Genomic DNA, 20330 nt, shown 5'->3' with positions numbered 1-20330 from the left:
CCAGGATTTTATCGACCCTGCACGACCATGCCAGCAACATCAACTAATCCAGCACCGCGCGAAGCCATCGTCGGCACGGCCTATGTGTTTGATGCCTGCACCGCCAGTGTGATCGGCCGCACGGTGGCCCTGGTCGAGACCGTGGTGGCGATTGCTGCGGCCTTTGGCACCAGCAGCCTGCTCGATTGGTTCTTTCAGCTGGCACTGCTCACCGCCGTGGTGCTGCCGGCCAGCCTGCTGTGGCTGGTGCTGGCCTGCCAGCAGAAAAAGCAGCTGCAGCGCTGCAGCACGCGCGTGCAGTACCTGGCCGGCGCCGCGCTGGGCGTGGCCTGCGGGCTGCTGGCGGCCATGCTCTACCAATGGGCGACGTTGTCGTCACACACCGCCTGGCTGGCCAGCGCTGCGGCGGGCGGCTTTTTGGCGGCGATGGTCGTGGTGGGCCTGCAGTGGCGCGCCCAGGCCCGCACGCCGGCGGCCACCACCGCGCGGCTGGCCGAGCTGCAGGCGCGCATCCGCCCGCATTTCCTCTTCAATGCGCTCAACAGCGCCATTGCGCTGGTGCAGGACCACCCGCACAAGGCCGAAGCCATGCTGGAGGACCTGAGCGACCTGTTCCGCCATGCGCTGACCGAAAAGCGCGAGGCCTCGACCCTGGCCGAAGAGGTGATGCTGGCGCGCCGCTACCTGTCGATCGAGCAGATCCGCTTTGAAGACCGCATGGCCGTGCGCTGGAACCTGGATTCGCGCGCCGATGACGCCACCGTGCCGCCGCTGTTTCTGCAGCCGCTGGTGGAGAACGCCGTCAAGCACGGCATCGAGCCCAGCCACGGCCATGGCCGCATCAGTATTGCCACGCGCAGGCGGGGCAATATGGTGCAGATCCAGATCATCAACACCACCCCGCGCCCGTTCAGCGCCCCGCAGCCGGAGCGGCGTGCCGGCACTGGCACCGCCATCCTGAATGTGAAAAAGCGGCTGCGCCTGCTCTATGACCTGGAGTACGACTTCAAGGCGACCAGCAAGGACGGCATCTACATGGTGCGCATCAGCATCCCCGCTTGAGCGGGCGCAAATACACGACGGCCGGTGTTGGCAGCCAGGCCCCGCCTCCGCTAGCATAGGCGCCCATGCGAGTATTGATTGTGGATGATGAAGCCCTGGCCCGCAGCCGGCTGCGGCGCTTGCTGGTCGAGATGACACCAGCGCCAACCGCTGTGCACGAGGCCGCTAATGCGCCCGAGGCGCTGCAGGCGCTGGCCAGTGCCGCGGCAGTGGGCCAGGCCTTTGATGTGCTGCTGCTGGACATCCACATGCCTGGGCTGAGCGGCATGGAGCTGGCGCGCCAGCTGCAGCAGCAGCCCCCGGCGCCGGCCGTGGTCTTTGTCACCGCCCACCCCGAGCATGCGCTGAGCGCCTTCGAGGTCAATGCCGCCGACTACCTGACCAAGCCGGTGCGGCGCGAGCGCCTGGCAGCCGCGCTGCACAAGGTGGCCCTGGTCGCCCAGGCCCATGCACTGCGCCAGGCCCCTGCCCTGCCCGAGCCTGACCTGGACGCCGACACCTTGCTGATCACCGACCGGGGCCGTACCGAACGGGTGCGCCTGGCCGATGTGCTGTATTTCAAATCCGAGCTGAAATATGTGACTGTGCGCACCGGTTCACATGAGTATCTGTGGTCGGGCAGCCTCAACGATCTGGAGACGCGCTTTGCCAAGCGCTATCTGCGCGTGCACCGCAATGCGCTGGTGGCACCGTCCGCCATCCGCTGCCTGGAAAAGGCCTGTGATGCAGACGACAGCGAGGGCTGGCAGCTGCGTCTGTTTGGCATCCCGGATGTGCTGCTGGTCTCGCGGCGCCAGCTGCCGGTGGTGCGTGCCTTGCTGGCCAACAAGCTCAGTGGCCTGCGTGCAGGCTGACAGCTGCCGTCCTCACCCGTCTCAGTGCTTGTGCCCGTCGTGGTCGCCATGCGCGTCATCGGCGCCATGGGCCTCATGCTGCCCGGCCGGGCCGTGTGCATGGCCAGGGTGGTCATGGTCGCCATGCGCCCAGGTGCTGACCGCGCTCACCACCACCATGCCGATGGCCAGCCAGACCACCTGCTGCACCGTCTGCTTGGCCGACAGCTGGCGCTGCAGCTGCGGGATCAGATCGGCCAGCGCCACATAGATGAAGCTGCTCGATGCAATGGCCAGGAAGTACGGCAGAAAATCGGCCAGTGAGCTGACCAGGAAATAGCCGACCACACCGCCCAGCGCGGTCACCGCACCGGCCAGCGACAGCTTGAGCAGCGCCACCTTGCTCTGGCTGCGGCTGCCATTGCCCGACAGCACCACCAGGTCTCCCATATGGTGCGGCACCTCATGGGCCAGCACCGAGATGGCCGCCACGATGCCCAGCCACCTATCGGCCATGAAGGCCGACGCAATCAGGATGCCATCGCCAAAGCAGTGCACGCTGTCACCGGTCAGCAGCGACCAGCCGCCTGCACTGTGGTTGTGCGTGTGGCCGTGGTGGTGGTGCGCATGGCCATGCTGGCCATCGGCGTGCTCGCCATCCGCACGGTCGCCTTCCGCATGGCCGCCATGGGCATGGCCGCGCTCTTCAGGCAGCGCATGGCGGTGCTCATGGCCGTGGTGCCAGAGTTCGGCCTTGTCCAGCAAAAAGAAAAATACCAGACCCAGCAGCAGCACCACAAACAGGGCCTTGGGGTTGATCTGGCTCTCGAAAGCCTCGGGCAGCAAATGCACAAAGGCGGTAGCGAGCAAGGCGCCTGCGGCCAGGCTCAGCAGGTGCTGGGCACCAAAGCGGCTGCCCTGGCCGCCGATACCCGTGCGCATCAGCGCTGCGGCCACCCACACGCTGCCCAAACCGGCAGCAAGGGTCGCCAGCACGATTGCGATCAAAGTCATGAAACCATCCTTCAGCGGGGCCGGCTCAACAAACAACGCCATCACCCCAGTGCAGCACCGCGCGCCTGCGCAGCCACCGGGCACCCTGCCCCATCCAACATGCCGCGCATGGTAGCACTTAGTTGCAACGCAGTTGCATTAACCGCCCCAAATCCTGGGCGCATGCCGGGGCTTGGGGCGGTCCATCTGGAACCTCAGCGGCTGCCCTTGCCAGGCAGCGCTGGGTATCCGCATCAGTGCGCTTTTTCCCAGTTCGGGCCAAAGCCGATCTCGGCGATCAACGGCACCTTCAGGTCGGCTACACCGGCCATGATGGCCGGGATCTCCGTGCGCACCCAGTCCTGCTCGGCCGCCGGCAGCTCGAACACCAGTTCATCGTGCACCTGCATGATGACCAGCACCTCGGGCTTCTGGGCATCGAGCTTGGCCTGCACGGCCACCATGGCCTTCTTGATCAGATCGGCTGCCGTGCCCTGCATCGGCGCATTGATCGCGGCGCGCTCGGCCGCTTTCTTGCGCGGGCCGTTGCCGCCATTGATCTCGGGCAGCACCAGGCGCCGGCCAAACACGGTCTCGACATAGCCCTGCGTGTGCGCCAACTCGACGGTCTGGTCCATGTAGCGCTTGACGCCGGGGTAGCGCTGGAAGTACTTGTCGATATAGGCGGCAGCGGCCTTGGTCTCGATGCCCAGGTTCTTGGCCAGACCAAAGCTGCTCATGCCGTAGATCAGGCCAAAGTTGATGACCTTGGCATAGCGGCGCTGCTCGCTGCTGACCTGGTCCAGTGCCACGCCAAACACCTCGGCGGCGGTGGCGCGGTGGACATCTAGCCCATCGCGGAAGGCATTCAGCAGCGCCTCGTCGCCCGACAGATGCGCCATGATGCGCAGCTCGATCTGCGAGTAGTCGGCGCTGGCAATCAGCTTGCCTTCGGGCGCGACAAAGGCTTCGCGGATGCGGCGGCCTTCGGCGGTGCGCACGGGAATGTTCTGCAGGTTCGGCTCGTTGCTCGACAGGCGGCCGGTGACAGCCACCGCCTGCGCATAGTGGGTGTGCACGCGGCCATCGCTGGGCAGCGCCATCTGCGCGAGCTTGTCGGTGTAGGTGCCCTTGAGCTTGGACAGCGAGCGGTGCTCCAGGATCTTGGCCGGCAGCGGGTAATCCTCGGCCAGCTTTTCCAGCACTTCTTCGTCCGTGCTGCGCGCGCCGGTGGCGGTTTTCTTCACCACCGGCAGGCCCAGCTTGTCAAAAAAGATCTCGCCGAGCTGCTTGGGGCTGCTCAGGTTGAACTGCTGGCCGGCGATCTCGTAGGCCTCGGCTTCCAGCGCCAGAATGCGGCGGCCCAGGTCGTTGCTCTGGCGCGCCAGCTCGGGCGCATCAATGCGCACGCCATTGCGCTCGATGCGGAACAGCGCTTCGCTGGTCTGCATCTCCAGCGCGTAGATATGCGCCAGGCCAGGATGGGCTTCGATGCGCGGCCACAGCACGCGGTGTACACCGAGGGTCTGGTCGGAATCCTCACAGCTGTACGCGGCGGCCTTGTCCACCGGTACCTGGGCAAACGGTATCTGGCCCTTGCCCTTGCCGCAGAGGTCCTCATAGCTGATGCCCGTGCGGCCGGTGTGGCGCAGTGCCAGGCTGCCCAGGTTGTGGGGGCGGTCGGCCTCCAGCACATAGGACTGCAGCATGGTGTCATGCGCATAGCCTTGCACGCGAATGCCGTGGTTGGCCAGCACATGCTGGTCATATTTGACATGCTGGCCCAGCTTCTTTTTGCTGGCGTCTTCCAGCCAGGGCTTGAGCTTGGCCAGCACCAGATCCATCGGCAGCTGCTCGGGCACGTCCATGCCTTCGTGGCGCAGCGGGATGTAGGCCGCCTCGCCCACCTGCACGCTGAACGAGATGCCGACGATGCGGGCCTGCATTTCATCGAGCGAATCGGTTTCGGTATCGAGCGCCGCCAATTCGGCCGTTTGCAGCTTGAGCAACCAGGCATCCAGATCGGCCTCGGTCAGGATGGTGTGGTAGACCACATCGCGCTGCTGGGCCTCGATGGCGACCTCGGTCACCGCGGCATCGGCACTGTCAAACAGACCGGCCTGGCCGGCAAGGCCGGCTGCGGCCTTGCCCGCAGCGGGCGCTGCGGCAGAACCCAGCGACCGTGCCAGGCCCTTGAAGCCGTACTGCTCATAGAACGGTGCCAGGCCGGCGGCATCCGGCTCGCCCAGCGTAATGCCATCGAAGGCGGGCAGGCCCGGGATGTAGTCGTCCAGCGCGCAATCGGTCTTCATCGTCACCAGCTGGCGGCTCAGCGCCAGCTGGCCGCTGGCAATCGCATCGCGCAGGTTCTGGCCGGCAACACCCTTGATCGTGTCGGCTTTGGCGATCAGCTGGTCCAAGGAGCCGTGTTCCTCCAGCCACTTGGCAGCCGTCTTGGGGCCTACCTTGCTGACGCCGGGCACGTTGTCCACCGTATCGCCCACCAAGGCCTGGTACTCGACCATCTGCGACGGCGGCACGCCAAACTCGGCCGTGACCCCGGCCACATCGCGGCGCTTGCCGTTCATCGTGTCGATGATGGTCACATGCTCGTTGACCAGCTGGCTCAAATCCTTGTCGCCGCTGGAGACGATGACCTGAATGCCCTGCTGCGATGCCATCCGGGCCAGGGTGGCGATGACATCGTCGGCCTCGACCCCGGGCACCGCCAGAATCTTCCAGCCCAGCAGCTGCACCACCTCATGGATGGGCGCGATCTGCGAGCGCAGGTCATCGGGCATTGGCGAGCGCGTGGCCTTGTACTCGGTGTAGAGATCGTCGCGGAAGGTGGGGCCGCTGGCGTCGAAAACACAGACGGCGTAGTCGGCCTGTATGTCTTTACGCAACGCCTGCATCATGTTGATCATGCCCCGGATGGCCCCGGTAGCCGGGCTGGCAGAGTCGCCGGGAACCGCACGAAGGTCGGGCATCGCATGGTAGGCACGGTACAGATAGCTGGAACCGTCCACCAGCACTAAAGTAGGAGGATTACGCATATTGACATTGTGCCCGGTACGCAAACACCGGGCGACAACTTACAATTGAGCCATGCGCGCAATTACCACTTCTTTCATCGCCCAGGCCCTGGCACTGGTGCTGGCAGCCCCTGCGCTGGCCCAGCAACCCGCCGCTCCTGCCGAGCAGCCTGCAGCCCAGCCCGCTGCACAGCCTGCGGCCCCTGCCGACGCGGCGCCCGCGAACGACAAGTACAACCAGAAGGCCGAATACATCCGGGTGGAAGATGCGGGCAGCCGTATCGACGAGGTGCGCATTGGTGGCCAGACCCAGAGCATCCATGTGCAGCCCAAGATGGGCAACATGCCCGGCTATGAGGTCAAGCCGACCGACGGCGCCCGCGCCCGCCCCGATGGCTTTGGCGACACCCAGAGCAAGAAGCGCGTCTGGAACATCGGCAATTTCTGAGCGCGATACCAGAGCGAACAGCCCGGCGCCGCCCGGGCTTGCGATAATCGCCTCTTTGCACCCGCCTTGCGGGCCAGGCCAGCCACAGAGGCTGGCCTTGTTTTTGTAGCGACGATATACATCCATGGCTGTTTTCACCGAAGTATCCGACAAGGCTGCCAAGGCCTTGCTCAAACGCGTCCCGCTGGGCGATTTCGTCTCGTTGCGCGGTATTGAAGGCGGTATTGAAAACACCAACTACTTTCTGACCACCAGCCAGGGCGAGTACGTGCTGACCCTGTTCGAGCGCCTGCGCGCCGACCAGCTGCCGTTCTACCTCTACCTGATGAAGCACCTGGCCAAGGCCGGCGTGCCGGTGCCCGAGCCCCAGGCCGATGGCAAGACCGGCGACATCCTGCTGCAGGTCGAGGGCAAGCCGGCGGCCATCGTTGGCAAGCTGCCCGGCAAGAGCCAGCTGGCGCCCCAGGCGGCGCATTGCCAATCGCTGGGCGAGGTGCTGGCCCGAATGCACCAGGCCGCGCTCGACTACCCGCGCCAGCAGCCCAATCTGCGTGGCCTGCCCTGGTGGAACGAGACCGTGCCGGTGGTGCTGCCCTACCTGGACACCGCCACCGCCGAACTGCTGCGCAGCGAGCTGGCCTACCAGAACCATGTGGCACAAAGCTCGGCCTATACGGCGCTGCCACGCGGACCCGTCCATGCCGACCTGTTCCGCGACAACGCCATGTTCGAGGGCGACACCCTGACGGGCATCTTTGATTTCTATTTCGCCGGTGTCGATACCTGGCTGTTTGACCTGTCCGTGGTCATCAACGACTGGTGCATCGACCTGGCCACCGGCGCCATCGACAAGGCCCGTGCCGATGCGCTGCTCGCCGCCTACCAGGCGGTGCGCCCGCTGCAGGCCTGCGAGCGCGAGCTGCTCAATGCCATGCTGCGCGCAGGCGCGCTGCGCTTCTGGATCTCGCGCCTCTGGGACTTCTACCTGCCGCGCGAAGCCTCGCTGCTCAAGCCCCATGACCCGACCCATTTCGAGCGTGTGCTGCGCGAGCGCTTGGCCACGCCATACCAACTGGTCTAAGAACCGGTTCCAAGCCACCGGGGCCCGCCCGCGCACGCCATGCCCACATGGGCACCTGCCCCTTGGGCGCATGGGTTACAGTGCGCCATCCCCTTTGATTTTTATCGCTGCAGCCCGCGCTGCAGCGCGCTGGTGCATGAAACTTCGTATCGCCACTGCCCGCCAGGGTGTGACCTGGGTGCAAGACGGCTTCAAAACCTTCAAGACCCAGGCGCTGGCCCTGACCTCGCTGTTCTTTCTGTCGATGATGGTGATGTCGCTGATCGGGGCCATCCCGATTGCCGGCACCTTCATCGCGCTGGCGCTGCTGCCGGTCTCCACCTTGTGCATGATGATTGGCGCCGCGCTGACGGCCCAGGGCACGCGCCCTACGTTGCCGGTGGTACTGGCAGAGCTGCGTGTCGACAAGGAACGGCGCAATTCCTTTGTCGTGCTGGGCGTCTTCTATGCGCTGTCGTTCCTGTTGGTGCTGGGCTTTTCGGCGCTGTTCGACGGCGGCCAGTTTGCCCGCCTCAACCTGATGGGCGGCGAGATCACCCGTGAGATCGTCGAGCAACCGGCCTTCCAGCAGGCCATGTTCGCCACCATGCTGCTGTACATCCCGCTGTCGCTGCTGTTCTGGCATGCGCCGGGCCTCATCTACTGGCACCGTGTGCCTGCCATCAAGGCGGTGTTTTTCAGCCTGATTGCCTGCAGCCGCAATATCGGCGCCTTCACGATGTTTGGCCTGGCCTGGATGGCTGTCGGCATTGGCTTTGGCATTGCCATGGCCTTGCTGTCTGCACTGCTGGGCACCTTGCTGGGTGCCTGGGCAGCGGCAGCCATCGCCATTGCCGGCTCGCTGATGCTGGCAACGATGTTCCTGACCTCGGTGGTGTTCAGCTTTCGCGACTGCTTTGAAGCACCGGAGCAAGCGGACAGCGTCGCGCTCTGAGATTTACCGAATAACCCAAGCCCGGTCTGTGCCCCACAGCCCGGGCTTTTTTCATGGTTGCGGGCCTTCGCCGTGGTGCAGGCGGTGCAGATGCGTCCGGTCTTCCAGGCTGGACAGCGCCAGCGCAAACAGGATGCCCAGTGCCGCGCCCAGCACGGTATCCAGCACCCGCTCCAGCGGCATCGCCAAAGGCGCCAGCGGCGATGAGGCCAGATGCGTCATCAGCAAGGCCATCGGCGTGACCGTGATCTGGCCCAGCGCGTAGTTGTAGCCAATGCTCACCTCGGTGATGAACTGCAGCACGACGATGCTGGCAGCGATCCACCAGAAGGACGGCTCCAGCGACAGAATCAGACCCGCCACCAGCGCGCCGAGCATCGTACCCACCATGCGCTGCAGCGCGCGGTTCATCGTGATGTGCAGGTGGCTGCCCTGCATCACCGCCGTCGCGCCGATTGCCGCCCACGCCGGATGCTGCCAGCCCGCCGCCTGGGCCACCCAGGCCGCCAGACCGGCACCCAGCACCATGCGGCCGGCAGCAGCCAGCTCGGCGGGCCAGGGCCGCAGCGGCTGCGCAGGAAGCTGCACCCGCTGCACCGCCTGGTGGCGCAGGCCATCGGTGGCCCAGCAGACCAGGGCCGCCAACAGGCCACCGGCCAAGGTGCCCAAGGTGCGTTCCAGCAGCTGCTGCCCGCTGTGTACCGGCGCCAGCGAGGCACCGGCGGCGAACACCACAATCACCGCGCCCGGCCCACCCAAGCGCCAGTGGCTGACCGCCAACGTGGCCGCGCCGGCCACCAGGGCGAGCACCCAGACCATGCCCTGGGCGGGCAGCCCGGCCCAGGACGCGAGGGACGGCAGAAACACCGCTGCACACAGCATGGCCGCGCAGATGCCGACGATGCGCATGTGCCGGCCCGGCGCCGCAAAGCGGCCAAACAGCGCCGCCAATGCGCCCAGCCCCAACGGGCCGACCAGTTGGGGCCAGGGCGACAGACGCGCCACCACCAAGGCCAGCAGCACCGCCAGCGCCGCCTGCATGGCCGCGATCAGCGCAATATGCAGCGACGGCAGCGGCTGCAGACGCGCGCTGTCGCGCAGCTGGCGCGGCGACAGCAGATGGCGCAGCGCCTGGGGGCGGCCTACGGAAGGGGTGGAAACGTCAATCTTGCGGACAGGGGTCATGGGCATTCTCGTCTACCCAGCGACTGGCGAACGCGCAGACCGGCCGGCGGTGCGGCCAGCGCATGTGGCTGGGACATGGAAGTGGCGACTCACCCGCCGGCAAGCAGCACGGGCGCCGCCCCCTGCGCGGATGGAGGACGGCCAGCGCCGCCTGGGCAGCAGGGGTGCACCAGAATGCGGGGGGGCTGCTCAAGCGGATGAGCAGCCCATATAGTATCCTATGCAACTATTAAATGCAAGCCCGAGGTTGGCGCCCACTATCACCCCAACACCTGCCAGGCTTGCACTGCGGGCTGAGACCCGCGCGCAGCTCAGACCACCGTGAGCTTGGCCACCGACAGCGCCAGCCACTTGGTGCCATGGCGCGGAAAATTCACCTGGGCACGGGCATCGTCGCCCGTGCCTTCGACCGCCAGCACCTTGCCTTCGCCAAACTTGTTGTGGAACACATTGGCGCCCTTCTTGATGCCATGCGCTGGCTCGGCCTTTTGCACCGGCACGGGGGTTTTGCCCCACATGCTGGGCGCGGAATCACCATAGCCACCGCCCGACGAGCGACCGCCGCCGCCGCCCCCGCCGTAAGCCAGGCTGCCCATGCCACTGCCAAAACCCGAATGCCTGGGCGTGAGCCATTTGAGTGCTGTCTCGGGCAGCTCGTCCAGAAAGCGGCTGCGCACGTTGTAGCGCGTGGTGCCGTGCAGCATGCGCGTCTGCGAGGTGCTCAGGTAGAGGCGCTTGCGCGCCCGCGTGATCGCCACATACATCAGACGGCGCTCTTCCTCCAGCCCGCCGGTGTCGGTCATCGCATTCTCGTGCGGGAACAGGCCCTCTTCCAGCCCGCCGATGAACACCACGTCAAACTCCAGACCCTTGCTGGCATGCACGGTCATCATCTGCACGGCATCCTGGCCCGCCTGCGCCTGGTTATCGCCCGCCTCCAGCGCCGCATGGGTCAGAAAGGCCACGAGCGGCGACAAGGTCTCGCCGGTGTCCGGGTTCACGATGGCCGGATTGGCCGCATCGGGCAGCGGAGTGTCGAGCAGCGGCGCATCCGGGTCCAGCCCCTGGCTGACGGGGCTTTGGCCGCTGCCGGGCACGCCCATGGCCTGTTGCTCATCGAGCGGAATGGCCACGGCATCCCTGCCAAAGCCCTCCTGGGTGACAAAGCTTTCGGCAGCGGTCACCAGTTCGCCCAGGTTGTCGATGCGGTCGGCGCCTTCCTTTTCGGTCTGGTAGTGCTCGATCAGGCCGCTCACCACCAGCATGCGCTCGATGGTCTCGCGCAGGGTCTTGCCCTGGGTTTCCTCGCGCAGCACATCGATCATCGCGACAAAAGACTGCAGCTTGGTGCCCGCCTTGCCGGCCACGGCCGTCACTGCGTCGTACAGCGAGCAACCGGCGGCCTGCGCCCCTTCCTGCAGTTGCTCGGTGGTGCGGGCGCCAATGCCGCGCGGCGGAAAGTTCACCACCCGCATGAAGCTGGTGTCGTCATGCGGGTTCTCCAGCAGGCGCAGATAGGCCAGCGCATGCTTGATTTCTGCACGCTCGAAAAAGCGCAGGCCGCCATACACGCGGTAAGGCACGCCGGCGTTGAACAGGCTGGTTTCCAGAATCCGGCTTTGGGCATTGCTGCGGTAGAGCACGGCGATCTCGCTGCGCGCAAAGCCATCGCTCTTGATCAGCGACTTGATCTCCTCGACCATCCACTGCGCCTCGGCCATGTCGGTGGCGCTCTCGGACACCCGCACCGGCTCGCCCGGGCCCTGGTCGGTGCGCAGGTTCTTGCCCAGCCGGTTGCTGTTGTGGCTGATCAGCGCGTTGGCGCTGTCGAGGATATTGCTGTAGCTGCGGTAGTTCTGCTCCAGCTTGATCTGCTGGCGCACCTCGAACTCGCGCACAAAATCCTGCATGTTGCCCACCCGCGCGCCACGGAAGGCATAGATGCTCTGGTCATCGTCGCCGACGGCAATCACGCTGCTGTGGGATTGGAATTGGCCGCCCACCATCTCGCCCGCCAGCTGCTTGAGCCACAGGTACTGCAGGCGGTTGGTATCCTGGAACTCGTCGACCAGCATGTGGCGAAAGCGGTGCTGGTAGTGCTGCCGGATGGGAGCGTTGTCGCGCAGCAGCTCATAGGAGCGCAGCATCAGCTCGCCAAAATCCACGACACCTTCGCGCAGGCATTGGTCTTCGTAGAGCTGGTAGAGCTCGACCTTCTTGCGCTCGGCCATGTCGCGCGCCTGCACGTCGGAGGGGCGCAAGCCCTCTTCCTTGCAGCCGCTGATGAAGTACTGCAGCTGCTTGGGCGGCAGCGCTTCCTCATCGACCTGGAACTGCTTGCACAGGCGCTTGATCGCCGAGAGCTGGTCCTGCGTGTCCAGGATCTGGAAGGTCTGCGGCAGATTCGCCGACTTGTAATGCGCGCGCAGCATGCGGTTGCACAGCCCGTGGAAGGTGCCGATCCACATGCCGCGCACATTGATGGGCAGCATCGCCGACAGGCGGGTCAGCATCTCCTTGGCCGCCTTGTTGGTAAAAGTGACCGCCAGAATGCCCCCCGGCGTGGCGCGGCCCGTCTGCAGCAGCCAGGCAATGCGCGTGGTCAGCACCCGGGTCTTGCCCGAGCCGGCACCGGCCAGGATCAGCGCATGGCCCCCTTCCAAGGTGGCAGCGGCCAGTTGCTCGTCGTTGAGGCCATTGAGAAGCGGCAAATGCCCATCGCCGCCCGCATCGGACGGCAGTGCAAACAAATCATTCGAATCCATCCCCCCATTGTAGGGAGAACGTCAAGCTGGCGAGCTGCCGGCACGCGATGCGCCCAGGGGCCGCGCGCAGCGAGGGCACATACTGCAGCGGCCGGCAAGGCTTTTGCAAAGCCGGTGCTTGCTGCTAGAATCAGTCACCGGGCCCAAGTTTCTTGTGACCCGGTTTTTTTGTGTCTGCAACAGCGCAAAAGAGGGTCTTCCAACGCGAAGCGCCCTGCCCGACCGGTCTCCAAGCCAAGCGCCCCATCGCCGCGAAATGGTTCGCTGCGACCTTTTATGGAGCTTGGAATCAAATGGAAATCTTCGACTACGACAACATTCTTCTGCTGCCCCGCAAGTGCCGCGTGGAAAGCCGCTCCGAATGTGACACCAGCGTGGTCCTGGGCAACCGCACCTTCCGCCTGCCGGTGGTGCCTGCCAACATGAAGACGGTGCTGGACGAGAAGATCTGCAAGTTTTTGGCGCAACACGGCTATTTCTATGTGATGCACCGCTTTGACATCGACAATGTGGCCTTCACCAAGGCCATGCAGTCGCAAGGCCTGTTCGCCTCGATCTCGCTGGGCGTCAAGCAGGCGGATTACGAGGTGGTGGACCGCTTTGTTGCCGACGACATCTGCCCTGAATACATCACCATCGACATCGCCCATGGCCATGCCGACAGCGTGAAGAACATGATCATCTACCTCAAGGACAAGCTGCCCGAGGCCTTTGTGATCGCCGGCAATGTGGCCACCCCCGAGGCGGTCATCGATCTGGAAAACTGGGGCGCCGATGCCACCAAGGTGGGCGTGGGCCCGGGCAAGGTCTGCATCACCAAGCTCAAGACCGGCTTTGGCACGGGCGGCTGGCAGCTGTCGGCGCTCAAGTGGTGCGCACGTGTGGCGACCAAGCCCATCATTGCCGACGGTGGTATCCGCAGCCACGGCGACATCGCCAAGAGCATCCGCTTTGGCGCGACGATGGTGATGATCGGTTCGCTGTTTGCCGGCCATGAAGAATCGCCCGGCAAGACGGTCGAGCTCGATGGTGAGCTGTTCAAGGAGTACTACGGCTCGGCCAGCGATTTCAACAAAGGCGAGTACAAACACGTCGAAGGCAAGCGCATCCTCGAACCCATCAAGGGCAAGCTGCAGGACACGCTGACCGAGATGGAGCAGGATGTGCAGTCCTCCATCAGCTACGCAGGCGGCAAGCACCTGATGGACATCCGCAAGGTCAACTATGTGATCCTGGGCGGCGACAATGCGGGCGAACATCTGTTGATGTAAACCGCGCGCCGCAGACAGGCACGGCCCGGCAGCGTACGGGCCGTTTTTGCCTCTGCGGCACCCGGCCTGCCGGAAAAAATCAGGGTTGATATGGGGATTTTTCCGAGCAGGCGTAAAAATTAGTGCATAATACAAGGCTTGCTGCAGCGCACTGCTGACAGCAGAAAATGTGGGCTCTTAGCTCAGTTGGTAGAGCAGCGGACTCTTAATCCGTTGGTCGAGTGTTCGAATCACTCAGGGCCCACCACATTTTTCTGGCTTGCGAAGAACCCGCAGGCACACGAAACAAAGCATTTCCAAGGTGCGACAGTTTCGGGCTCTTAGCTCAGTTGGTAGAGCAGCGGACTCTTAATCCGTTGGTCGAGTGTTCGAATCACTCAGGGCCCACCATTCTTGACGGCCTAGGCTTCTCGCCTAGGCCGTTTTTTATTGCCTCCCCGCCCCCGCTGCCTGCCGTACTACCGCAGCGGCTGGAAGCGCCCATTCAGCTGCACTTGTAGAATGCAGCCATCATTCATCCCCCCTGCCACTTCTCTCCGTCCTCTACCATGCGCCCCCTGCCCCCCTCCCTGCTCGCCGCCTTCGCGTTTGCAACCGCTTCCAGCGCCTTTGCCCATGTCACGGTCAGCAATCCCTGGTCGCGCGCGACCGTCGCACAGCAGCAGGCCTCCGGCGTGTTCCTGGAGCTGCGCTCTGCGCATGACGACGCCCAGCTCGTCGGCGTGAAGACGGACGCCGCCAGCAGCGCCGAAGTGCACGAAATGCGCATGCAGGACAACGTCATGAAGATGCGGGCAGTGCCCAGCGTCAACCTGCCCAGCGGCCAGACCGTGACGCTGAAGCCGGGCGGCTACCACATCATGCTGATGGGCCTGAAAAAGCCGCTGGTCGCTGGCGAGAATGTCGAGCTGACGCTGGACGTGGTGCACGCCGACGGCGCCAAGGAGAGCATTGCCGTTACCGCCCCGGTACGCGCGCTGGCCCCGGCAGCCGCAGGCCAGCCCGCGCCAGGCGGCCACCAACACCAGCACTGACCGGCGACCACAGCAGGCCAGCACTGGCCTGTTGTTTATTTGAATACTAAATAAGCCTTGCCAAACATCTCTGTCGCGTTGCCAACGCTGGGCCACAGAGCTGCCCGGAAAGGCAGTTACACTTTTCAGGCATCCCCCGCCTAATCTGGCACCGAGATCAAACTATAGTAGCTATTAATTAATTACCGATTATTAATAGATCTACAACATTGACATATTATTACAAGCTTTGAAAATGGAACAGCGTCCACGCCAAGCAAATGCCTGGCGCGAACTGCGGTTTCGCAACGCTTGAAGGTGAATGTGCCAGGGAGAGTTGTTATGTCCGAGTTGATCCTGCATGCCGCCCATTTGAGTGAAGCCCATCAACTGCGCTTTAGCTATTTGTTCGAGGTCGCGGCCAAGCACTGGCGTGACAAACAGCCTTCTCAGACCGCCAAGCCTGCTACCGAATTGTGGGTGATCGACGCCCATAGCGCGCCCGACGCCATCCAGAACCGCTCCCACGGTTCGTTCGTGCTGCTGATTGCGACCGACGACCAGGCCCAGGCGGCACGCGCCCAGTGGCCCGACCAGATCGATGCCCAGTTGCCACCCGATTACAGCGTGGGACGCCTGACCCAGGTGCTCGAACACCTCAGCGTGCAAGCCCATGGCAAGCGCCTGCGCGAGACGCTGAAGAACCGCCGCCAGCACAGCATGACCCTGGGGCATGACGTACAGCTCAAGAATGCCGATGCGGCCTTCCTCAAGGCCACCGACCTGAGCCTGCCGACCGTGGTCGCCGAGCCGCTGCCGGAGCCGGCGGCCGATGTGCCGGTGGCGAACGCCACGGCCGTGCCTGCTGCGCCGGGCAACCTGCCGGCGGCCGGCACCCGGTTTCGCATCAAGCGCTGGACCCAGCTGACCGGCAGCATGGCGGGCCAGGCGCACCGGCAGTTGCTGGCAGCGATGATCTCCGGTGACCGTGACCTGGACGAACTGGCCGATCGCACGCAGCTCGAGCGCGCGGAGATCCTGCGCGTGCTCCAGGTCCTGCGGGGCAAGGGCGTGCTCGTGGAGACAGCGCCACCCCCAGCCACCCCAGCCGTTGCCTTGGCCACCCCCGCGCCCCCAGCAGCCCACGCCGCCGAGCCCGGCCCGGCGGCAGCCAAGCTGGGCCTTTTCCGACAACTGAGCCGCTGGATCCACCAGAACCGCGCCAGCGACCCGCATTAACACCTGACGGGAGGACCGCATGCACCACCCCATCAAACGCATCGTGCTGCTGGGCCCCATGGGTATCGGCAAGACCACGGCGATCCGCAGCCTCTGCGGCAGCCTGGCGATCGAATGCGACGTCCCCAACCTGGACAAGCAAGCCCATGCGAAAGAGACCACCACGGTGGGCCTCGACTTTGGCGAAATCAAGCTCGACGATGAGGACACCTTGCAGGTCTACGGCTGCCCCGGCCAGGAGCGCTACGACTTTGTGCGCGAATGGGCGCTGTCCCTGGCCTTTGGCGCTATCGTCATGGTCGATATCCATGATCCACAGGCGATGGAGCAGACCATCAACCTGATACAGCAATGCCATGCGGCACCCAACATCCAGGCCATCGTGGTGCTGATTGCGCGCCCGGCATCCGCCGCGCAGCAGGAGATGTTCACGGTGCGGCTGTCGGCCCATGCCGAGTGCGTGGTGCCCGTGCTCAGCGCCGATCCGCGCAACCCTTCGCAAATGCTCGACACCCTGGACATCATCGCCGCGATGCTGCCCGACGAAGTGCAGCCCCGTTGAGCGGCTCGCCCAGCGCTCCCCTATACCGCAGCGACTGCAGCACCCCGGCGCTTGAGGTAAGCTCGGCGCCTGTTGCCTGCGCACCGGGCAGGCCCCAGGCTGCAGCGCAGCCCTGTCTTCACCTCTATTTGACGACGCCCCCTGCCTCTGGGCCGGTGGCGCGCTGGCCATGAACCCACCACGCCCTGCAGACGCCTCCACACCGCCCCCGCCCCAATGGATCCTGGCGGTCATGCTGGCCCTGCTGGGCATGCTCGGCCCGTTCTCGATCGACACCTACCTGCCCGCCTTTGATGGAATTGCGGCATCGCTCAACGCCTCGCCGCTGCAGATGCAGCAGACGCTGTCGGCCTATCTGTTTGGCTTCGCGTTCATGAACCTGTTCCACGGTGCGCTGTCGGACAGCTTTGGCCGCCGCCCCGTCGTGCTGTGGGGCCTGGCCGCCTTCGCGCTGACATCGGCCGGCTGCGCGCTGGCCCAGACGCCCGCGCAGCTGATTCTGTTCCGTGCGCTGCAGGGCTGCACCACCGGCGCCGGCATTGTGGTCTCGCGTGCGGTGGTGCGCGATCTTTTCCCGCCTGCCCAGGCCCAGCGGGTGATGAGCCAGATCACCATCTACTTCGGCATCGCGCCTGCAGTGGCGCCGATGATCGGCGGCGTCTTCATCGCCTATGCCAGCTGGCAATCCATTTTCTGGCTGCTGACGGCCATCGGCGCACTGCTGTGGGCCTTCAACTGGCGCCTGCTGCCCGAGAGTCTGCCGCCCGAAAAACGCCAGGCCTTTGATGTGCGCAACCTCATGCGCGGCTACTGGCAGCTGTGCAGCAGCCCGCGCTTTTTGCTGCTGGCTGCCGCCAGCGGTGTGCCGTTCAATGGCATGTTCATCTACATCCTGTCGGCCCCCACCTTTCTGGGCACCCACATGCACATGCAGCCGACCCAGTTCTTCTGGTTCTTCATCTGCACCATCGGCGGCATCATGCTGGGCGCCTGGGTCAGCGGCAGGCTGGCGGGCAAGATACCCCCGAAGCGCCAGGTACGCCACGGCTTTCTGATCATGTTCCTGACCTCCTGCATCTACCTGCTGCTGAACCTGGTGCTGCCCCCTCACCCGGCCTGGGCCTTGCTGCCGCTGGGCATCTATTCCTTCGGCTGGGCGTTGATGACCCCGGTGGTCACCCTGCTGGTGCTGGATCTGCACCCGGAGCGCCGGGGCCTCGCCTCCTCGCTGCAGGCCGTCGTCACGTCGGTGGCCAATGGCATCGTCGCAGGTGTGCTCGCGCCCCTGGTCATGCATTCGACCGTGGCACTGGCCATCGCGTCGATGGGCTTGATGCTGACCGGCCTGGTCAGCTGGATCTATTTTCACCACCGCTGGCCCGATATAGGCCGCCACAACGCAGTCTGACGTCTGACGGATGCGCCACACCAGGCGCCAAGGTCCTGCCATCCACCAGCCGCCTTGCGCGGCAGGCACAAAAAAAGAGCTTCCCTTGGGAAGCTCTTTGTCATTGCGCGATGCGCTGATTAACGGCTGCGCTCGGTGCGCTTGCGGTCACCACCGGCGGGGCTGTAGGGACGGCCACCGCGCTCACCACCAAAGCGGCTTTCACCACCTGGGCGGCGCTGGGCGAAGTCACCACCACCGGCATGGCGGGGGCCTGCGCTGCGTGGGCCACGGCTGTCAGCGCCACGGTTGTCGCCGCCAAAGCGGTCGCCACGGCGCTCAGGCGCGCGGTCGAAGCTGCGGCCTTCGGGGCGGGGTGCGCGGTCCTGGAAGCGATCAGCGCCGCGATCCTGGAAACGGTCCGGGCCACGGTCCTGGAAGCGGTCGCCGCCACGGTCAGGGCGCTGCTCAAAGCGTGGTGCGCGGTCATCGCGCTGCTCGAAACGCGGACGGCTGTCGCCACCGCGTGGAGCACCACCAAAACCAGCGTTCTCGCCAAAGCCTGGCTTGCGGCCATAGCCTTCGCCATCACGGCGGGCACCGAAACCACCACGGTCGGCACCAAAGCCGCCACCGCCACGGCGCTCGCCACCACGGCCAGCACCTGGACGGCCACGGTCACCACCACGGCCTGCGCCACGCGCGCCTTCGCTGCGTGCAGGGAAGCGTTGCTGCGGCTCCATGCCTGGAATCACTTCCGGCTTGAACTGCTGCTTGGTGTAAGCCTCGATATCGAACACACGGCGGCGGTCACGGAACTCGGCGAAGGTGATCGCCAGGCCCGAGCGGCCAGCACGGCCGGTACGGCCAATGCGGTGGGTGTAGTCTTCGGCCTTCATCGGCAGACCGTAGTTGAACACGTGGGTGATCGTGGGCACGTCGATACCACGGGCAGCCACATCGGTTGCCACCAGGATCTGCACCTGGCCATTGCGCAGCGCCATCAGGCGGCGGTTGCGCAGGCCTTGGCTCAGCGCGCCGTGCAATGCCACAGCGGAGAAGCCTTCTTGCTGCAGGTCGTTGGCCAGGCCGTCACATTCCACCTGGGTGGATGCAAACACGATGGCCTGGTTGATCGAGGCATCACGCAGCCAGTGGTCCAGCAGCTTGCGCTTGTGCTGGGAGTTGTCGGCCCAGAACAGCACCTGCTTGATGTTGGCATGCTTTTCCTGGGGCGAATCGATGGTGATCTTCTGCACGCCAGAGCCGTTGTCATGCATCACGCGCATGGCCAACTGCTGGATGCGGGGCGCGAAGGTCGCGCTGAACATCATGGTCTGCTTGCGCTGTGCGGTCAGCTGGTTGACTTCGGCCAGGTCGTCCGAGAAGCCCAGATCCAGCATGCGGTCGGCTTCGTCAACCACCAGGAACTGCACCTTGTCGAGCTTGATCTGCATCGAGCGCTGCAGGTCCAGCAGACGGCCAGGCGTTGCGACGACCAGGTCGGCGTTTTGCAGCTTGGCGATTTGCAGCTGGTAAGGCATGCCGCCCACGATGTTGGCAACGCGCAGACCACGGCAGTGGCGCACCAGTTCAATCGCGTCGTGGGCCACCTGCTGGGCCAGCTCACGGGTGGGGCACAGCACCAGCGCGCCAGGTTGGGCGGCCTTGAAATTGCGGGGGCTCAGCGGGTTCTTGCGCTTGGCGCGCTTGGGCGCTTGCTCGCCACGGGCCAGGGCTTCTGCCACCAGGCGTTCGTGTTCAGCGCGCTCAGCAGCTTCGGCCTGGCCTTGCTGCTGGATCAGCGTGTGCAGCACGGGCAGCAGGAAGGCAGCGGTCTTGCCGGAGCCCGTCTGGCTCGACACCATCAGATCGGTGAAATGCTGGTTGTCGTTGCCTTCGTCAATCATCGCCAAAGGAATGGCGCGCCGTTGCACAGCGGTGGGCTGGGTGTAGCCCAGGTCCTTGACGGCCTGCACCAGCTCGGGCGCCAGGCCCAGCTCGACAAAGCCATTTAGCTCTTCAGGCAGCGCTTCGGCTTCGGCCTCAGCCACCAGCTCGGTATTGCCTTCTTGCGAAGCGCCGATGGCTTCAGCGGACAGGGGGGAGGTATTGACGATCTCTTGGGTAGCGTCAACAGTGTTTTGCGCAGGCGCGGTTTCGCCCTGCAGATGGAGGTCTTGCGTCATTTTTGAACAATAGCAATAGGCCGGCCGCTGCGCGTTTCGCGACGCAGTTCCGTACCGTTCATGGTTTAAAAACATCAACCATCAAACGGTAACGGCCATACAGATTGCCGCGGGCTTGTTCAAATCGGCCATGCTGCGAATCGCATGACCTGGACGCCCAGAGAATGAAGGGAGATGTACGTATCAACCGCCAGTTTTGGCGGGGAAGCGCAAATTATCGCACGTTTCGGGTTTTCCCGCATCAAGCGTAGGACATCTGTGCAACAAAAGCGCTGCTGGACACCCAAGCCCAGACCTAGGGGAAAACGCAACAACCCAAGCCATTGTGATTGA

At 64.7% G+C, this 20330-nt stretch carries 15 protein-coding genes and 2 tRNA genes; 12 read left to right on the top strand and 5 right to left on the bottom strand.

The features are described from left to right. Positions 1-27: 27 nt before the first annotated feature. Both MJ205_RS01915 and MJ205_RS01910 read left to right on the top strand, forming a co-directional pair. Entirely contained in the window at positions 28-1062 is a 1035-nt protein-coding gene (locus tag MJ205_RS01915) for a sensor histidine kinase (protein WP_239810944.1), read from the top strand. Between the two features lie 65 nt (positions 1063-1127). Then, positions 1128-1916, top strand: coding sequence for a LytR/AlgR family response regulator transcription factor (locus tag MJ205_RS01910; RefSeq protein WP_239810943.1), 789 nt, complete (start codon positions 1128-1130; stop codon positions 1914-1916). A 21-nt stretch (positions 1917-1937) separates the two neighbouring features. On the opposite strand, the gene MJ205_RS01905 is transcribed toward MJ205_RS01910, so the two are convergent. Together MJ205_RS01905 and polA are read right to left on the bottom strand one after the other, a co-directional pair. After that, positions 1938-2909, bottom strand: a complete 972-nt coding sequence (locus tag MJ205_RS01905; RefSeq protein ID WP_239810942.1) for a ZIP family metal transporter — start codon at positions 2907-2909, stop codon at positions 1938-1940. Between the two features lie 233 nt (positions 2910-3142). Then, the gene (gene polA, locus MJ205_RS01900) at positions 3143-5944 is read right to left on the bottom strand and encodes a DNA polymerase I (RefSeq protein ID WP_239810941.1); all 2802 of its coding nucleotides are present in this window, start codon (positions 5942-5944) and stop codon (positions 3143-3145) included. Between the two features lie 52 nt (positions 5945-5996). Between polA and MJ205_RS01895 the strand changes: the two genes are divergently transcribed. From MJ205_RS01895 to MJ205_RS01885, 3 genes are all read left to right on the top strand, one after another. After that, complete coding sequence (locus MJ205_RS01895; protein WP_239810940.1) at positions 5997-6371, top strand: hypothetical protein; 375 nt, start codon at positions 5997-5999, stop codon at positions 6369-6371. Positions 6372-6495: 124 nt separating this feature from the next. Beyond that, on the top strand, positions 6496-7452 hold the full coding sequence (locus MJ205_RS01890) for a homoserine kinase (protein ID WP_239810939.1): 957 nt from the start codon (positions 6496-6498) through the stop codon (positions 7450-7452). A gap of 136 nt (positions 7453-7588) precedes the next feature. Then, the gene (locus tag MJ205_RS01885) at positions 7589-8386 is read left to right on the top strand and encodes a BPSS1780 family membrane protein (protein ID WP_239810938.1); all 798 of its coding nucleotides are present in this window, start codon (positions 7589-7591) and stop codon (positions 8384-8386) included. Between the two features lie 51 nt (positions 8387-8437). Here the strand turns inward: MJ205_RS01885 and MJ205_RS01880 are convergent, their stop codons facing one another. After that, on the bottom strand, positions 8438-9571 hold the full coding sequence (locus MJ205_RS01880; protein WP_239810937.1) for an FUSC family protein: 1134 nt from the start codon (positions 9569-9571) through the stop codon (positions 8438-8440). 311 nt (positions 9572-9882) lie between these two features. Further along, the gene (locus MJ205_RS01875) at positions 9883-12336 is read right to left on the bottom strand and encodes a UvrD-helicase domain-containing protein (RefSeq protein WP_239810936.1); all 2454 of its coding nucleotides are present in this window, start codon (positions 12334-12336) and stop codon (positions 9883-9885) included. Positions 12337-12629: 293 nt separating this feature from the next. On the opposite strand from MJ205_RS01875, the gene MJ205_RS01870 reads away from it, so the two are divergent. The 7 genes from MJ205_RS01870 to MJ205_RS01840 all read left to right on the top strand — a co-directional run bounded on the left by MJ205_RS01870 (position 12630) and on the right by MJ205_RS01840 (position 17829). After that, positions 12630-13607: a GMP reductase gene (locus tag MJ205_RS01870; RefSeq protein WP_239810935.1), complete on the top strand. Its 978-nt coding sequence runs from the start codon at positions 12630-12632 to the stop codon at positions 13605-13607. Positions 13608-13778: 171 nt separating this feature from the next. Continuing rightward, a tRNA-Lys gene (locus MJ205_RS01865) sits at positions 13779-13854 on the top strand. A 67-nt stretch (positions 13855-13921) separates the two neighbouring features. Continuing rightward, positions 13922-13997: transfer RNA gene (locus tag MJ205_RS01860), tRNA-Lys, on the top strand. A gap of 158 nt (positions 13998-14155) precedes the next feature. Beyond that, positions 14156-14641 (top strand): copper chaperone PCu(A)C, encoded by a 486-nt coding sequence (locus MJ205_RS01855; protein ID WP_239810934.1) that lies wholly within the window; start codon positions 14156-14158, stop codon positions 14639-14641. A 321-nt stretch (positions 14642-14962) separates the two neighbouring features. Continuing rightward, positions 14963-15859 (top strand): hypothetical protein, encoded by an 897-nt coding sequence (locus tag MJ205_RS01850; protein ID WP_239810933.1) that lies wholly within the window; start codon positions 14963-14965, stop codon positions 15857-15859. A gap of 19 nt (positions 15860-15878) precedes the next feature. Further along, positions 15879-16421, top strand: a complete 543-nt coding sequence (locus tag MJ205_RS01845) for a GTP-binding protein (protein WP_239810932.1) — start codon at positions 15879-15881, stop codon at positions 16419-16421. 169 nt (positions 16422-16590) lie between these two features. Then, a complete protein-coding gene (locus MJ205_RS01840; RefSeq protein WP_239810931.1) occupies positions 16591-17829 on the top strand; it encodes a multidrug effflux MFS transporter in 1239 nt (412 codons plus the stop codon). A gap of 119 nt (positions 17830-17948) precedes the next feature. Here the strand turns inward: MJ205_RS01840 and MJ205_RS01835 are convergent, their stop codons facing one another. After that, positions 17949-19997, bottom strand: a complete 2049-nt coding sequence (locus MJ205_RS01835; protein WP_239810930.1) for a DEAD/DEAH box helicase — start codon at positions 19995-19997, stop codon at positions 17949-17951. Between the last annotated feature and the right edge of the window lie 333 nt (positions 19998-20330).

Origin of the sequence: Comamonas sp. B21-038, from assembly GCF_022387135.1 — a bacterium.
GTDB classification, from domain to species: domain Bacteria; phylum Pseudomonadota; class Gammaproteobacteria; order Burkholderiales; family Burkholderiaceae_C; genus Comamonas; species Comamonas sediminis.
This window is presented reverse-complemented; position numbering and strand designations above follow the sequence as displayed.

Coding starts and splice junctions, on each gene's coding strand:
- MJ205_RS01905 (WP_239810942.1), bottom strand. CDS start 2,909: ATGACTTTGATCGCAATCGTGCTGGCGACCCTTGCTGCCGGTTTGGGC.
- MJ205_RS01890 (WP_239810939.1), top strand. CDS start 6,496: ATGGCTGTTTTCACCGAAGTATCCGACAAGGCTGCCAAGGCCTTGCTC.
- MJ205_RS01885 (WP_239810938.1), top strand. CDS start 7,589: ATGAAACTTCGTATCGCCACTGCCCGCCAGGGTGTGACCTGGGTGCAA.
- MJ205_RS01845 (WP_239810932.1), top strand. CDS start 15,879: ATGCACCACCCCATCAAACGCATCGTGCTGCTGGGCCCCATGGGTATC.
- MJ205_RS01840 (WP_239810931.1), top strand. CDS start 16,591: ATGAACCCACCACGCCCTGCAGACGCCTCCACACCGCCCCCGCCCCAA.
- MJ205_RS01910 (WP_239810943.1), top strand. CDS start 1,128: ATGCGAGTATTGATTGTGGATGATGAAGCCCTGGCCCGCAGCCGGCTG.
- MJ205_RS01880 (WP_239810937.1), bottom strand. CDS start 9,571: ATGACCCCTGTCCGCAAGATTGACGTTTCCACCCCTTCCGTAGGCCGC.
- MJ205_RS01915 (WP_239810944.1), top strand. CDS start 28: ATGCCAGCAACATCAACTAATCCAGCACCGCGCGAAGCCATCGTCGGC.
- MJ205_RS01875 (WP_239810936.1), bottom strand. CDS start 12,336: ATGGATTCGAATGATTTGTTTGCACTGCCGTCCGATGCGGGCGGCGAT.
- polA (WP_239810941.1), bottom strand. CDS start 5,944: ATGCGTAATCCTCCTACTTTAGTGCTGGTGGACGGTTCCAGCTATCTG.
- MJ205_RS01850 (WP_239810933.1), top strand. CDS start 14,963: ATGTCCGAGTTGATCCTGCATGCCGCCCATTTGAGTGAAGCCCATCAA.
- MJ205_RS01895 (WP_239810940.1), top strand. CDS start 5,997: ATGCGCGCAATTACCACTTCTTTCATCGCCCAGGCCCTGGCACTGGTG.
- MJ205_RS01870 (WP_239810935.1), top strand. CDS start 12,630: ATGGAAATCTTCGACTACGACAACATTCTTCTGCTGCCCCGCAAGTGC.
- MJ205_RS01855 (WP_239810934.1), top strand. CDS start 14,156: ATGCGCCCCCTGCCCCCCTCCCTGCTCGCCGCCTTCGCGTTTGCAACC.
- MJ205_RS01835 (WP_239810930.1), bottom strand. CDS start 19,997: ATGACGCAAGACCTCCATCTGCAGGGCGAAACCGCGCCTGCGCAAAAC.